Consider the following 14,533-nt stretch of genomic DNA (forward strand, 5'->3'; position numbering starts at 1 on the left):
CGAAACGGCGGCGTTACTCCGCCACCTGCTCCATCGCCTGCAGCACGCGCTTATCGGAGATAGGATAAGGCGTGCCCAGCTGCTGAGCGAAGTAGCTGACCCGCAGTTCCTCGATCATCCAGCGAATGGCTTTTACCTCCTCCGCTTCCTGCCGATCCGGCGGCAGCTTGTTCAACCACTGCTGCCATGCCTGACGCACCTGCTCCACCTTCAACATCTGCGCGCGGTCGCGGTGGACGTCCTGAGCCAGCTTATCCAACCGCCGTTCGATCGCATTCAAGTAGCGCAGGACATCCGGCAGACGCCGCCAACCGCTTTCCGTGACGAAGCCCCGAAAGACCAGACCGCTCATCTGGCTTTTGATATCGCTCAATCCCAGCGCCATCGCCATATCCACCCGCCCTTTCAGACGTTTGTTGATGGCGAAGACCGCGGTGAGGATTTTCTCCACCTGGCTGGCAATCTCGACCACCGTATCGTTCAACTCCGCGCGGACTTTATCGTGCAGACGCTGATAACCCTCTTCGCTCCACACCGGGCCGCCGGCCTCGGCGATCAGTTTGTCCACGCCGCAGGCGATGCAGTCGTCAATCAAATCCAGCACTTTGCCATAAGGGTTAAAGTACAGTCCCAGCTTCGCTTTGTTCGGCAGCTTTTCATGCAGGTATTTTATCGGCGATGGAATATTCAGTAACAGCAATCGACGCAGCCCTTTCCACATGGTCTGCTGCTGCTCATGCGGCGTGTCGAATAAGCGGATCGCCACGCTGTCCTTCTCGTCCACCAGTGCAGGATAGGCTTTGACCGCATAGCCGCCGCGTTTCTGTTCATAGCGGGTCGGGAGATCACCGAAACTCCAGATATGTAAATCGCTCTGTTCGATACCGTCGTCCGCCACGGCGGACAGCGTCTCCTGCACTTTCTCTTTGAGCTGCTCTTTCAGCGCGCTCAGGCTTTTACCCTCGCGCAACGGGCGATTTTTTTCATCGATAACGCGAAAGGTCATCTGCAAATGTTCAGGCACCTGCTCCCAATGCCACTCTTCACGAGGAATTGTGACGCCGGTCATCAGGCGCAGTTCACGCTCCAGCGCATCCAGCAGCCCTCGTTCCAGCGGTTTGGCGCGCGCCAGGAAGGCTTCGGCGTAGTTTGGCGCAGGCACGAAGCTACGGCGTATCGGCTTCGGTAACGACTTGATCAACGCAATCACCAGATCGCGACGAACGCCAGGGATCTGCCACTCAAAGCCTTCGTCCTGTACCTGATTGAGGATCGGCAGCGGAATATGCACGGTAACGCCGTCGGCGTCGGCGCCCGGTTCAAACTGGTAGCTCAGCCGCAGCTTCAGGTTGCCCTGCTGCCAGAAGTTTGGATAGTCCAACGCGCTGATGCTGCCCGCGCCCTCCTTGATCAGCATGGTTTTTTCGAAGTTGAGCAGGTCGGGGTTATCCGCTTCGGCCTTCTTCCACCACGCGTCGAAATGCCGGGAGGACACCACATCGTGCGGGATCCGCTGATCGTAGAAAGCGTACAGCGTTTCATCGTCCACCAAAATATCGCGGCGACGAGATTTATTTTCCAGATCCTCGACTTCGGCCATCAATTTCAAGTTGGCGCGGAAGAACGCATGACGCGTACGCCAGTCGCCTTCCACCAAGGCGTGACGAATAAACAGCTCGCGGGACACCACCGGGTCGATCGCGCCGTAGTTGACCTTGCGTGCCGCCACGATAGGCAAACCGTACAATGTCACTTTTTCCTGCGCGATCACCGCGCCCTGGGCTTTTTCCCAGTGCGGGTCGCTGTAACTGCGCTTGATCAGATGCTGCGCCAGCGGTTCCACCCACTCCGGCTCAATCCGCGCGGCGATGCGCCCCCACAGACGGCTGGTTTCCACCAGCTCGGCCACCATGGTCCACTTGGGCGGTTTCTTGAACAGACCGGAGGCGGGAAAAATGGAAAAGCGCATATTGCGCGCGCCGCTGAACTCCGGCTTCTCTACGTCTTTCTGACCGATGTGGGACAGCAGACCGGTCAGCAGCGCGCCATGCAGGCTGCGGTAGTCCGCGGGCTCGCTATTGACCGGCAGCCCCAGCGTTTTAACCGCCTGACGCAGCTGGGTATAGATATCCTGCCATTCACGCACCCGCAAATAGTTGAGGAAGTCGGTGCGGCACTGGCGACGGAACTGGCTCGACGACAGCGCTTTCTGCTGCTCCTGGAGATAGTTCCACAGGTTGACGAAGGCCATGAAATCGGACTCTTTATCAGCGAAACGACGATGCTTTTCATCCGACGCCTGCTTTTTGTCCAACGGCCGTTCGCGCGGGTCCTGAATGGACAGCGCGGCGGTCACAATCATCACTTCGCGCACGCAGCGCGTTTTTTGCGCTTCCAGCACCATGCGCGCCAATCGAGGGTCGATAGGCAGTTGCGCCAGCTGTCGGCCGAGCGGAGACAGTCGATAGTGGCCGTTTTCCACCGTCTGGATCGCACCCAACTCTTCCAACAAACGCACGCCGTCCTGAATATGGCGGCTGTCCGGCGCTTCCACAAACGGAAACGCGGCGATGTCGCCCAGACCGAGCGAGGTCATCTGCAAAATCACGGACGCCAAATTGGTGCGCAATATCTCCGGATCGGTGAACTCCGGACGCGACAGGAAGTCCTGCTCCGAGTAAAGGCGGATGCAGACCCCTGCCGCCACACGCCCGCAGCGTCCTTTACGTTGGTTGGCGGACGCCTGAGAAATCGCTTCGATCGGCAGGCGCTGCACCTTGGTGCGATAGCTATAACGGCTGATCCGCGCCGTGCCGGGGTCGATCACATAACGAATGCCGGGTACCGTTAGCGAGGTTTCTGCCACGTTGGTGGAGAGCACGATGCGCCTGCCGTGATGGGACTGAAAAACGCGGTTTTGCTCCTGATGGGACAGACGCGCATACAGCGGCAATATTTCGGTGTTCGGCAAATCGCGTCGCGTCAGCGCATCCGCCGTATCGCGAATTTCGCGCTCGCCGCTGAGGAAAATCAGAATATCGCCCGGACCTTCGTGACTCAGCTCATCCACCGCGTCGAAAATGGCCTGCAGCTGATCGCGATCGTTGTCCTCCGCCTCTTCCACCACCGGGCGGTAGCGCACGTCAACCGGATAGGTTCGACCGGAAACCTCGACGATGGGCGCGTTGTTAAAGTGACGAGAGAAGCGTTGCGGATCGATCGTCGCCGAGGTAATGATAACTTTCAAATCGGGCCGTTTCGGCAGCAGTTGGCGCAGATAACCCAGGATAAAGTCGATATTAAGGCTGCGTTCGTGCGCCTCATCGATGATGATGGTGTCGTACTGCATCAACAGTCGATCCTGTTGAATTTCCGCCAGCAGGATCCCGTCCGTCATCAGTTTGACCAGCGTATTGTCGCCGACCTGATCGTTAAAACGAACCTTATAGCCCACCGTGCCGCCGAGCGGTATTTCCAGTTCGGCGGCAATACGATCCGCCACCGTGCGCGCCGCCAGACGACGCGGCTGGGTGTGGCCGATCAATCCCGTCACGCCACGGCCCAGCTCCAGACACATTTTCGGCAGCTGGGTCGTTTTCCCCGACCCCGTCTCCCCGGCCACAATCACCACCTGATGGTCGCGAATCGCCTGCATGATCGCGTCTTTTTTCTGGCTGACCGGCAACGCGTCGGGATAGCGAATGGCCGGCAGCGAGGCGCGGCGATTTTCCACCCGCTGGCGGGCCGTCGCCACGTCGGCTTCGATTTCGCGGGCGATGGCCGCCTGCGCTTCAGGATTTTTCACCTTTAGGGCGCCCTGAACCCGGCGACGCAGCCGTTGCTGGTCGCGCAGCATTAACGCATTGATGTGGGGATAAAATGCGGTGAGCTGTGATTTCACGGTTGGTTCCTTAAATACGTCTGGCAGACGTGGCGCAGAGACTGGACGCCACGCTTGGATTTGGCGGCGGGCATGGTATCACATTGACGCCGCAGGCTATAACCTACCTCCACGCCACGTTATTCAATTAAATCGAACAAGGTTCTCGAAATATTACGCTATCGCGTTTTTATTAGGCTGCTTATGATGAAACTCAACGGCGAACGACGCCACGGTGACTCCACCCACTGACTCTCCGAGACAAGGAACAGGCAATGAAGAAAGTATTAGTACTGAAATCGAGCATTCTGGCGGATTACTCTCAGTCTAACCAAATGGCAGACCACTTTGTTGCAGAGTGGCAGGCGGCGCACCCCGATGACGCAATCACCCTGCGCGATCTGGCCGCGCAGCCGATTCCTGTACTGGACGGCGAATTGGTTAGCGCGTTTCGTCCCTCAGAAACGCCGCTGACGCCGCGTCAACAGGAAGCGCTAGCGTTATCCGATACGCTGGTCGACGAACTTCAGTCCCATGACCTCATTGTGATCAACGCGCCGATGTACAACTTCAACATTTCGACGCAGTTGAAAAACTACATCGACTTCATCGCCCGCGCCGGCGTCACGTTCCGTTATACCGAGCAAGGCTCTGAAGGTCTGGTGAAAGGTAAACGCGCGCTGGTGCTGACGAGCCGCGGCGGTATTCATAAAGACACCCCGAGCGATCTGGTCACGCCGTATCTGAAGCTGATGTTGGGCTTTATCGGCATCACCGACGTCGAATTCGTGTTTGCCGAAGGGATTGGCTACGGTCCGGAAGTCGCTCAGAAAGCCTTGCAGGACGCGAAGACCCGGCTCACCGAACTGGCCAACGCGTAAGCTCTCTCTTCCCTCGTTCGTGTTAAGTGCTTTGGCTATATTACTTTTTTTGCGCGCCAGTCGGCGCGCTTTTTTTTATCTGCTCCGCGACGTCGGTATCGGACTTTTCCAGCAGCTGCGTGGCTTCTGGATCCGCCTTAATGTGAATATCGTGATCGATCTTCACATTCATGTTGATGGTGATCGGCGTGTCCGGCGCGGTCACTTCAATGCGCGGCGTACACCCGGTCAGAAAAAGGGCGGTCAGCCATAAAACGGCTCGTCTGTCATGCATCGTGTGGTTCCTCATTGGGTTGACCGCTGCTCCAGCGCGTTCTGTATCGTGTCGCCCCAGCGCAGGCTACGCCATAGCTGGAACAAATTTTCTTGATGACGATAGTTCAAATCAACCTGCTGCCGGGCATCTCGCGGCGAATTATGGCCGCTGATATAGGATTTCATCAACAGTTCCCCCTGATTGCTCAGTTGCAGCGTCGCGTCCGAACGGTCGATTTCCAGATAGCGCAGCCAGCGAACCAGCGCCGCGCTGACCATGTCGCTCTGAGCCACTTCATCCGCCAGGTCCTTATCCAGTCTCAGCGTCAACGCGCCATCGTTGGTGACGCGGCCGTTCTGCACCAGCATCGTCGGATGATTGAAATTGATCGGCAACACGCCGCTGACACGGCCGGACAACGCCACCTTTTTCACGTTAATCGCGGTCATCAGTTCACTGGTTTCAACTCCGTCCATCCGCAACAGCGCCGCATCATGCTGCGGAAAACGCAGCGGCGTCAGAGAAACCTTCCCGCGCAGCAGGCCCATCTCTACCCCGGCCAGCGTAAGCGGGTGTCGATCGCTGTAGGGATACGCGCCAAACACATCGGCCCGGATATTCTGTATCCGGAATCCGCTGTTCAACTCGGCGATACGCAATGAAACCGGTCGCGAAATGCCCAGTTGCCAACGCGGATCGGCATAACGATACGGTAGAACGAAATCTACGCCGCTGACGTCGCCGTCGTTGAGCCAAGCGCTGCCATTTTTGACCACCCAGTGACCGCCGACGCGAAAACCCTGTACGCGGGCCGCAGAAAACGCCCCCTGGCCGTAAAACTGCCCGCGGCGCAGTTTGATTTTCCAGTCCGGCGGCAGCAAAGGCTGGAATACGCGCAGCGACTGCGGCGGCCACCAGCCGCTGCCGCGCAGGCGCTCGCCGTCCCAGCGCCCGACCAGTTTAACCGGCCCGATCTCCTTGGCCTGCAACGCGCCGCGCCACAGAAAATGGTTGGGATGCTCGCCCTGCACCTGCACGTTCAGCTCGGCGGGCGGTAATGCGCCGCCGCCGGTGAATGCGATACGGTCAGCCACTAACCGGAACGCGCCCGCGAACGCATCCTGTTTCTGATTACGCTGCCATCGCAGCGGCTGCACCAACGTCAGCCGGGGTTTGGCGACGGTCATCGCGCCGTAACGCAGTTGGTTCAACCCGCTGGATAAGGTGCTGACTTCCAGCAACGCGTCTTCCCAGCGCCCGCGACCGGCGATGTCCCACCGACCCTGCAACGGCGGCAGCTGTCCTTTTCCCCAGTAGCGCCAATTCCAGACACCGTTGTCCGGCCAGAAGCGCTCCGCTTTGCCGTCCATATGCAGGTTGAAGCGTCCCCAGTAGGCGTCGTGGGCTTTGACGATCGCTTGCAGACGCCCGCTCACGCCTTGCGTATTGACCACGATCCCGGCCAGCGGCCAGCGCGCATCTTCCAGCGTCAGGCCGGGCTGGGGCTGTCCCCAGGCGCGGAGCAGGGAACCGGGCAGCAAGACCAGATCGGGATCCAGCAATGCGCCGCGCAGCACGCCCGGCAGCGTGGCTGAAAAGGACAAATTCGCCAGATTAGCCTGTCCGGCGAGTTGGATGCGCAGATCGCTATCACTCAGCCCGAGCGAACCTGGCCCTAACGTCAACACCGCGTTGGCCCGGCCGTTGCGACCCTGCGTTAACATATTGACGCGCGCCTCGATCTGAGGCAGTCCGTGTCTCTGACGCCAGTCGCGCAGCGCCAACGATAACCCGCCCGAGACCGGCTGCGCGCTGTACGGCCACGCCCAGCGTCCCTCGCTAACGGTGATAGCATCCGCGCTGACGCGCCACGGCAGACTCAACAACGGCGATGCATCCGCCTCTTTCGCCACCCTCAGCTCTCCCTGAGAGTCCTGCCAATTGAGCGTCGCCTGGACCGCCTCAGGTAAATCGAACGGCAGTCGGCCTGCCAGCAAATGTCCCTTTTCCGGGAGGCTGGTCAGCGAATCCGAAAGCTGCACTTCGCCTTCTATCCATAGCGGCGGGCGATCAGGCAGCGCGGTCAACTCCGCACGTCGCAGCGTCAATGTCCGTCCGACGAGGTCGGCCTGCAGTTTCAGACGTACATTATCGATGTTCAGTGATTGCTTCCCGTCACGGGAGGTCAAATGCAGCGCGCTGACGTCATCCAGCCACGGCGTCAGCGTCAGGCGCTCTACCGTCATCTCGCCCACGGGCAGACGCTGTTGCCACTCCGATAGACTCATCGACGTCTCTGAGGCGGAATTCTCGCTTTGCGGCCAGTGCGCGAGGCAGCTGCCATCCAGCGCCACGCTGGCGACATGAAGACGCCAGCCGTCATCCTGTCTCGTTAGACGGCCGTTATCGACGGTAAGTAGATGGCATTGAGGTAGTTGTATGGAGACACCCGGCACAGACAGTCCGCCCTGTTGCCAAGAGGGACGCTCGCCCAGCGCCACCGTCACGCCGGGGGGCGCCAGAAAGGTCAGCAGACGAGGTAGCCAGAGCGGCAACGTCAGCCAGCTTATCAGTATCACCAGCGCGATAGCGCCCAGCCCGAGGCCTACGCGAGGTAAAAAATGTTTATTCATTCGCCATCATTATGCATATCAGTCTTTGGTGAGCACGGCGTTGACTTCCACGCCATGCGAGGTTGAGCATCGATAACGGTAGCAGAATTCCGCTATTCAACGACTTCCGCTACAAAAAACAGCGATCATTCATCGGCCTGCATAATAGTCCCCCGACGTGACAGATACCACCCTTCACGCCAGCCGCCGGGTGAAGGTATGCTGTCTCTGTCTCGACCTCTACACGCCTCAAAACGCCCCCGGATATCGATAAACACTATCGCAACGGGCCAGATGTTTTGGCGGTGGGGTTCCTATCACACTCACTATTTTATGCTAGCCTAACCTAAAAATAGCGGGGTATCCGATGATGAAACTGGCTGTCTACAGCACCAAACAGTACGACCGTAAATATTTGGACCGTGTCAATCAGGACTATGGCTACCAGATGGAGTACTACGACTTCATGCTGAGCCCGCAGACGGTGAAAACCGCCGAGGGATTCGATGCCGTGTGTATTTTCGTCAACGACGACGGCGGGCGCGAAGTGCTGACCGAACTGGCGGCCCTCGGCGTCAAGATCGTGGCGTTGCGCTGCGCGGGTTTCAATAACGTCGATCTTGACGCGGCCAGAACGCTGGGGATAGCCGTGGTTTACGTGCCGGCCTATTCACCCGAAGCCGTGGCGGAACATACCGTCGGTATGATGATGAGCTTAAACCGGCGAATTCATCGCGCCTATCAGCGCACCCGCGATGCCAACTTCTCACTGGAAGGGCTGATTGGTTTCAACATGCATCGTCGTACGGCGGGGATTATTGGTACGGGAAAAATCGGGGTGGCCACGCTGCGCATCCTGAAAGGATTCGGCATGCGGCTGCTGGCGTTCGATCCTTATCCGAATCCGCAGGCCAGAGAGTTAGGGACGGAATATGTCGATCTAAAAACGCTGTACGCGGAATCGGACGTCATCTCGCTGCACTGCCCCATCACGCCGGAGAATCACCATCTGCTCAACGAGGTCGCTTTTTCGCAAATGAAAGACGGCGTGATGGTCATCAATACCAGCCGAGGCGGTCTCATTGATTCGCAGGCCGCGATCGACGCCCTCAAACAGCAAAAGCTCGGCGCGCTGGGACTGGATGTCTATGAAAACGAACACACGCTGTTCTTTATTGATAACTCGAACGACGTCATTCAGGATGATATTTTCCGTCGGCTTTCCGCCTGCCACAACGTGCTTTTTACGGGACATCAGGCGTTTCTGACGGAAGAAGCGCTAACCAGCATTGCCGGCACCACGCTGCAAAGCCTGCGTCAGATAAGCCTCGGCGAAGACTGCCCGTTCGCACTGACGTAATATCGCCACAGATCGGCTAGCGGAATCCTCCGGCCAGGCAGGAGCCATCTTCCAGCGACTGGGCGTCGCAGCGACGTCCGTTGGTCAGCAGACAGGTTCCTACGCTGGCGCCGTTCAATTGGCGGGCTAAGCCAATTCGCCCGCCAGCCAGCGTACAGGCAGCCGCGGCAGAGTCCTTACCCTGCCAGGCTGTTATTTCCTGAGCGGACAACGTCACCGCATCCGCCGGCACGACGGCGTTCTCCTCCGCCGTTTTTTCACTGCTGCCGCACCCGGCCAGCGCCAGCGCCATCCCCGCCAACATCCCCTGCCACACCTTCATGTCCCGCCCTCATCGCCCGATTAGTCCCAATCCTATTTACCACAGTTTATTGCGTGTTAGCAGACCGGCAAGCCGTTAGCAGTGAAAGTTTTTTGCAAAATGAAAAACAAGGCCACATCAAAACGGCCAAGAAGCGACTCTCCACGTTAAAATGACGGAGAAATCGCCGTCCGGCGTTGATGCAAAACGATGAGAACAATGAGATAGCGATTGTGGCGACGCTTGATGATAAACTTGCCCGCCATAAGCTTTATGCCCTAACCCTGCCTAAACCTGAACGTGAGCCACAGTGAAATGTCAGAAATTCAATCGGTGACGCCCAAACAGCAGTACAACCTGAATAAACTCCAGAAGCGCTTGCGCCGCAACGTGGGCGAGGCCATCGCCGCGTTTAATATGATCGAAGACGGCGACCGTATCATGGTGTGCCTCTCCGGCGGCAAAGACAGCTACACCATGCTGGAAATATTGCGCAACCTGCAGCAGAGCGCGCCGATTCAGTTCTCGCTGGTCGCCGTGAATCTGGATCAGAAACAGCCGGGGTTCCCGGAGCACGTGTTGCCGGAGTATCTCGACAGCCTGGGCGTCGAGTATAAAATTGTTGAAGAGAACACCTACGGGATCGTCAAAGAGAAGATCCCCGAGGGTAAAACCACCTGTTCGCTCTGCTCGCGTCTACGCCGCGGCATTTTGTACCGCACCGCCACCGAACTCGGGGCCACCAAAATTGCGCTCGGCCACCATCGCGACGACATATTGCAGACTCTGTTCCTGAATATGTTTTACGGCGGCAAGCTCAAAGGCATGCCGCCCAAGCTGATGAGCGACGACGGTAAACACGTCGTAATCCGCCCGCTGGCCTTCTGTCGGGAAAAGGATATCGAGCGTTTCGCCGAGGCGAAGCACTTCCCGATCATCCCTTGTAATTTGTGCGGCTCGCAGCCCAACCTGCAGCGTCAGGTGATTAAAGATCTGCTGCGCGACTGGGATAAGCGCTATCCGGGACGCATCGAAACCATGTTCACCGCCATACAAAACGTCGTGCCATCCCATCTCGCCGACGAAACGCTGTTCGACTTCAAATCCATCACACATAACAGCGACGTAGTGGACGGCGGCGATCTGGCGTTCGATCGGGAAACATTCCCGCTACAGCCGCTGGGCTGGCAGCCTGGGGATGATGAGATTGCGCCGCCCGCCGATCAGCGGTTGGACGTCGTCGAAGTTAAATAAAGGCGGTAATTCGTCTGAAGCGGCCGGTCTCTGTACCGGCCGTTTTTGTTTTTAGCGCGGGGCGTTGTGATGCAGATGAAAAAAAAGCCGGCATAACATTGCCGGCTTGGTGTGAATTAAATGTGCTATGCAGTAATTCAAAAAAGGAAGTAAGACAATATGGAGCGCAACGCCCATCGCTTGACGTTGCATTCACCTGCAGCCGGAATCTTGCCGTATGCGCCGTTCTGGAATGTTGATGTTGCTCAAAGTTGAACGATTCTTTTGAGTGCCGGGCGATAATATCGCATTTCCTAACTTGAAATTTGGCGGATTTTACATCCACTTACTTCGTTTTAACCACCACGCAACCATTAGCACCATAAAGACCAGCATCATGCAGAAGGAGATAAAGCCAATCGAACTGCCTGAGCCTGGGATGCCCCCCAAATTGACGCCGAACAACCCCGTAAGAAAGGTCGTCGGTAGAAACAGCATTGCCAGCACCGACATATTATATGTTCGCCGGTTCATCGACTCCGCCATCAGGGTGTTGATCTCATCCGCGATGACAGCAGTGCGGGCAATGCTGCCGTCCAGGTCTTCCAGTCCCCTTCCCAACCGTTCGGCAATTTCCATCATCCGGCGACGATCATCATCCTGGAGCCAGAAAAGTTTTTCCCCCGACAGACGAGAGAAAATATCGCGCTGCGGCGTCATGTAACGGCGCAGTACAATCAGCTGTTTACGGATTAGCGATAGCTCGCCGCGCGCAGGCATCGCCTGTTCCAGCAGCGCATCCTCCAGGTCGATAATGCGCTCGTGAAGCTGGTCGATGAACTCGCTGGTATCGTCAGTCAGCGCCTCGGCGATGGACACCAGCCAACTGCTGCTATCCGTCGGGCCATTGCCTTCTTTCAAGTCGCTCATCACGGCATCGATGGCCGCCACTTTGCGGCGGCGCGTTGAGACAATCAGTTTATCGGTAATGTAGATGCGGAGCGCCACCAGCTCATCCGGCCGCGCGTCGCCATTGTAATTGATGCTGCGGAGCGTTATCAGCGTGCCTTCCCCCAGCCGACTGACGCGGGGCCGCGCGCTTTCTCCTGACAACGCGTCGCGCACCGTATCGGGCAACAACCGGGTTTCCTGCAGCCAGCGGCTGCTTTCGGGTTGGGTAGAGTCCAGATGCAGCCAGCAGGGCTGAGTGTTGTTGACGATTTCGTTATCTTTGATGGAAATGACGCCGCCTTTTCCATCCAACTGATAAGAAAATACGGCGCCCGTGCGCTGCAATGCGGTTCCATTAATCACGTCTGCTTCCACTCGGTTTCTCCCATTGACTCCCCTTAGTCACTATCTTAGCGTTTCTGACCATAACGGCAACGACCCCGCGGCGGCCGGCCGCGGCGCGCGCGAGATCAGTGTTTGGTGATATAGAGCATATGGCTGTAAGCCGTATCTTCAGGATTATTAATGGGATAGCCCTTGACCCAGGGTTTAATCAAGCGGGCGTTGGTGTACTGGTAAATGGGCGCAATCGGCGCTTCATGGGTGAGGATTCGCTCGGCCTGATTGTACTCCTGATTCAGCCTCTGGCTGTCGGTCTGCCCGCCACTGTTCTTCATCAGCCGATCGTACTCCGCATTTTTGAAGCGCGAGATATTGCCGCTGTGCTGTGCGGTCATCAGCGATAAAAACGTCGAGGGTTCGTTGTAGTCGCCGACCCAGGAAGCACGCACGACGTCGAAATTACCGCTATTTCGGTTATCGATATAGGTCTTCCATTCCTGGTTGACCAGTTTGACATCGACACCCAGCGTTTTTTTCCACATGGAGGCGACGGCGATAGCCACCTGTTTATTGGTTTCCTGCGTGTTATACAGCAGGGACAACTTTAGTGGGTTGCCCGGACCGTAACCGGCCGCGCCCATCAGCGCCTTGGCCTGCGCATCCAGTTCAGCCTGCGAGTACTGCTCCAGCTCGTTCTGTTCCGGCGTGAATCCGGAGGTCACGTCCGGCGTCAGACGGTAGGCCGGTTTCTCGCCTGTTCCCAAGACCTTCTGAGCAATCACCTGTCGGTCAATCGCAAACGACAACGCCTTGCGCACCCGCTGATCGCTGGTCGGCGCTCTTTGTGTGTTGAAAGCATAGTAATAGGTGCCCAATTGAGGAGGCGTATATACCTCACCCGGCAGCGTCTTCAACAGTTTTTGATACTGGTTTTTTGGAAACGATTCGGTGATGTCGATATCGCCGGCCAGATAGCGCTTGGCGGCGTTAGACTCCTGACTGATCGGCAGATAGGTCACTTTGCGCAGGACCGTGTGAGCATGATCCCAATAGTTTTCGTTCGGCGTCAGCACCAACTTTTCATTGACCACGCGTTCGTCCAGCTTGAACGCGCCATTGCCCACTAGGTGGCCGGGGCGAGTCCAGTCAGCGCCGTATTTTTCCACCGTGGCCCGATGGACGGGAAACAGGCTGAAGTTCGCCATCAGATTGACGAAATACGGCACCGGCCGACTCAGCATCACCTTCAGCGTGTGGTCATCCATCGCGACGACGCCCAGTTGGTCGGGAGGCAATTTACCCGCCAGAATTTCGTCGGCGTTGACCATCCCGGCCAGACTAGCGAACCAGCTGAATGAGGAGGTGTTGGCCGGCGTGACCAGACGACGCCAGCTGTAGACAAAGTCCTTCGCGGTGACCGGATCGCCGTTGGACCAGCGTGCGTTATTGCGCAGGATAAACGTAAACGTGCGGTTGTCGCTGGTCTGCCAGCGCTCTGCCACACCGGGAACGGGATTGCCGTGCTCATCCTGATTCACCAGCCCTTCGAACAGGTCGCGTATCACCGGAATTTCAGGCAATCCGACGGCTTTGATCGGGTCCAGAGAGGCGGGTTCATCCTTGATATGGCGGACCACTTCTTGTTTGACGTCCAGCACGGTGCCGGCGGGAACCTGCGCGGCGTTGACGGCGCCGGTCAGCGTCGCCAGCAGTCCGGCGCAAAGGGCGGAATAGCGAAATGGCATCATGTGTTCGTTCCTTAAAATAGCTGCTGCGCGGGTCGCAAAAGATACCGGCCCCAACGAACCTGTAAAAATCGGTCATTCAGCGCTGAGGTCAACATTTCTTCTATCACGGTATTTTCTCTACGGATCCCTCTGAAAAACGACATAAATCCCCCTTTCGGGCGATGCATTATCATAGCTTGAAATCAGATTTTGCCTATCGGAATGACGCCAAATCCAAACATTCATCGATAAGGTCCCCGCAGCATCGCTGCATGGCCCTTGGGGAAAAGGATACCGCGCTAAAAGTCTGCTATTCCGCCGAGGAAAAGGTTAAAACGTGACTTAACCGAGACTTAGGTCGTCTTAAGTCGACTTACTTTTTTATACCAATGTTGATAATGTTGCCCTACACTGAACACCTTGTTAACCACCTGTAATAAAGGACGCAACCATGTCAAAGAATGTACACTTCCAAGGTCAACCGCTACCGGTTTCCGGCGAATTCCCCGCTGTAGGCAGCAAGGCCAAGGCTTTCTCACTGGTGGCAAAAGACCTTTCTGATATTCCGCTGAGCCATTACGCGGGCAAACGTAAAATCCTGAACATTTTCCCGAGCATTGATACCGGTGTTTGCGCGACCTCCGTGCGTAAATTTAATCAGCTGGCTTCTGAGCTGAGCAACACCGTCGTACTGTGCATCTCTGCGGATCTGCCTTTCGCTCAGGCGCGTTTCTGCGGCGCAGAAGGGCTGAACAACGTGGACGTGCTCTCCACGCTGCGTGGCGCCGAGTTCAAAGAAAACTACGGCGTTGCTATCGCCGATGGCGGTCTGAAGGGATTAACGGCGCGCGCCGTCGTTGTGCTGGATGAAAATGACGTTGTGCTGCACAGCGAACTGGTCGACGAAATCACGACTGAACCAAACTACGATAAGGCGCTGGCTTCCCTGAAATAAGCGGAATCCCCTGCCTCAGCATCCCGGCCGACCGC

10 protein-coding genes are annotated in these 14,533 nt (G+C 57.2%); 4 read left to right on the plus strand and 6 right to left on the minus strand.

All coding sequences use genetic code 11. From position 1 onward, the window contains the following. Nucleotides 1-13: 13 nt before the first annotated feature. Entirely contained in the window at nucleotides 14-3,901 is a 3,888-nt protein-coding gene (hrpA, locus tag BLU64_RS04440; RefSeq protein ID WP_074727991.1) for an ATP-dependent RNA helicase HrpA, read from the minus strand. A gap of 254 nt (nucleotides 3,902-4,155) precedes the next feature. Here hrpA and BLU64_RS04445 point away from each other — a divergent pair, with 254 nt between their 5' ends. After that, entirely contained in the window at nucleotides 4,156-4,761 is a 606-nt protein-coding gene (locus tag BLU64_RS04445) for an FMN-dependent NADH-azoreductase (RefSeq protein ID WP_026742596.1), read from the plus strand. Between the two features lie 40 nt (nucleotides 4,762-4,801). Here the strand turns inward: BLU64_RS04445 and BLU64_RS04450 are convergent, their stop codons facing one another. After that, complete coding sequence (locus BLU64_RS04450) at nucleotides 4,802-5,035, minus strand: YnbE family lipoprotein (protein WP_026742597.1); 234 nt, start codon at nucleotides 5,033-5,035, stop codon at nucleotides 4,802-4,804. Between the two features lie 11 nt (nucleotides 5,036-5,046). Next, on the minus strand, nucleotides 5,047-7,650 hold the full coding sequence (locus BLU64_RS04455; protein WP_026742598.1) for a YdbH family protein: 2,604 nt from the start codon (nucleotides 7,648-7,650) through the stop codon (nucleotides 5,047-5,049). A 349-nt stretch (nucleotides 7,651-7,999) separates the two neighbouring features. Here BLU64_RS04455 and BLU64_RS04460 point away from each other — a divergent pair, with 349 nt between their 5' ends. Next, nucleotides 8,000-8,989: a 2-hydroxyacid dehydrogenase gene (locus tag BLU64_RS04460; protein WP_026742599.1), complete on the plus strand. Its 990-nt coding sequence runs from the start codon at nucleotides 8,000-8,002 to the stop codon at nucleotides 8,987-8,989. A 16-nt stretch (nucleotides 8,990-9,005) separates the two neighbouring features. Here the strand turns inward: BLU64_RS04460 and BLU64_RS04465 are convergent, their stop codons facing one another. Next, a complete protein-coding gene (locus BLU64_RS04465) occupies nucleotides 9,006-9,311 on the minus strand; it encodes a putative hemolysin (RefSeq protein WP_074727993.1) in 306 nt (101 codons plus the stop codon). A gap of 294 nt (nucleotides 9,312-9,605) precedes the next feature. Between BLU64_RS04465 and ttcA the strand changes: the two genes are divergently transcribed. Next, nucleotides 9,606-10,544: a tRNA 2-thiocytidine(32) synthetase TtcA gene (gene ttcA / locus BLU64_RS04470; RefSeq protein WP_026742601.1), complete on the plus strand. Its 939-nt coding sequence runs from the start codon at nucleotides 9,606-9,608 to the stop codon at nucleotides 10,542-10,544. A gap of 315 nt (nucleotides 10,545-10,859) precedes the next feature. On the opposite strand, the gene zntB is transcribed toward ttcA, so the two are convergent. Together zntB and BLU64_RS04480 are read right to left on the minus strand one after the other, a co-directional pair. Then, nucleotides 10,860-11,849, minus strand: a complete 990-nt coding sequence (zntB, locus tag BLU64_RS04475; protein WP_026742602.1) for a zinc transporter ZntB — start codon at nucleotides 11,847-11,849, stop codon at nucleotides 10,860-10,862. Between the two features lie 95 nt (nucleotides 11,850-11,944). Continuing rightward, a complete protein-coding gene (locus BLU64_RS04480) occupies nucleotides 11,945-13,561 on the minus strand; it encodes a peptide ABC transporter substrate-binding protein (RefSeq protein ID WP_026742603.1) in 1,617 nt (538 codons plus the stop codon). Between the two features lie 433 nt (nucleotides 13,562-13,994). Between BLU64_RS04480 and tpx the strand changes: the two genes are divergently transcribed. Next, nucleotides 13,995-14,498, plus strand: a complete 504-nt coding sequence (gene tpx, locus BLU64_RS04485) for a thiol peroxidase (RefSeq protein WP_074727995.1) — start codon at nucleotides 13,995-13,997, stop codon at nucleotides 14,496-14,498. Nucleotides 14,499-14,533: the final 35 nt, after the last annotated feature.

It is taken from the genome of Lonsdalea quercina (genome assembly GCF_900107885.1).
Classification (GTDB): Bacteria; Pseudomonadota; Gammaproteobacteria; order Enterobacterales; family Enterobacteriaceae; genus Lonsdalea; species Lonsdalea quercina.

Bases quoted from the DNA above. Each gene is read 5' to 3' on its own strand.
- BLU64_RS04445 (WP_026742596.1), top strand. From the start codon at position 4,156: ATGAAGAAAGTATTAGTACTGAAATCGAGCATTCTGGCGGATTACTCT.
- BLU64_RS04450 (WP_026742597.1), bottom strand. From the start codon at position 5,035: ATGCATGACAGACGAGCCGTTTTATGGCTGACCGCCCTTTTTCTGACC.
- BLU64_RS04455 (WP_026742598.1), bottom strand. From the start codon at position 7,650: ATGAATAAACATTTTTTACCTCGCGTAGGCCTCGGGCTGGGCGCTATC.
- BLU64_RS04460 (WP_026742599.1), top strand. From the start codon at position 8,000: ATGAAACTGGCTGTCTACAGCACCAAACAGTACGACCGTAAATATTTG.
- BLU64_RS04465 (WP_074727993.1), bottom strand. From the start codon at position 9,311: ATGAAGGTGTGGCAGGGGATGTTGGCGGGGATGGCGCTGGCGCTGGCC.
- ttcA (WP_026742601.1), top strand. From the start codon at position 9,606: ATGTCAGAAATTCAATCGGTGACGCCCAAACAGCAGTACAACCTGAAT.
- BLU64_RS04480 (WP_026742603.1), bottom strand. From the start codon at position 13,561: ATGCCATTTCGCTATTCCGCCCTTTGCGCCGGACTGCTGGCGACGCTG.
- tpx (WP_074727995.1), top strand. From the start codon at position 13,995: ATGTCAAAGAATGTACACTTCCAAGGTCAACCGCTACCGGTTTCCGGC.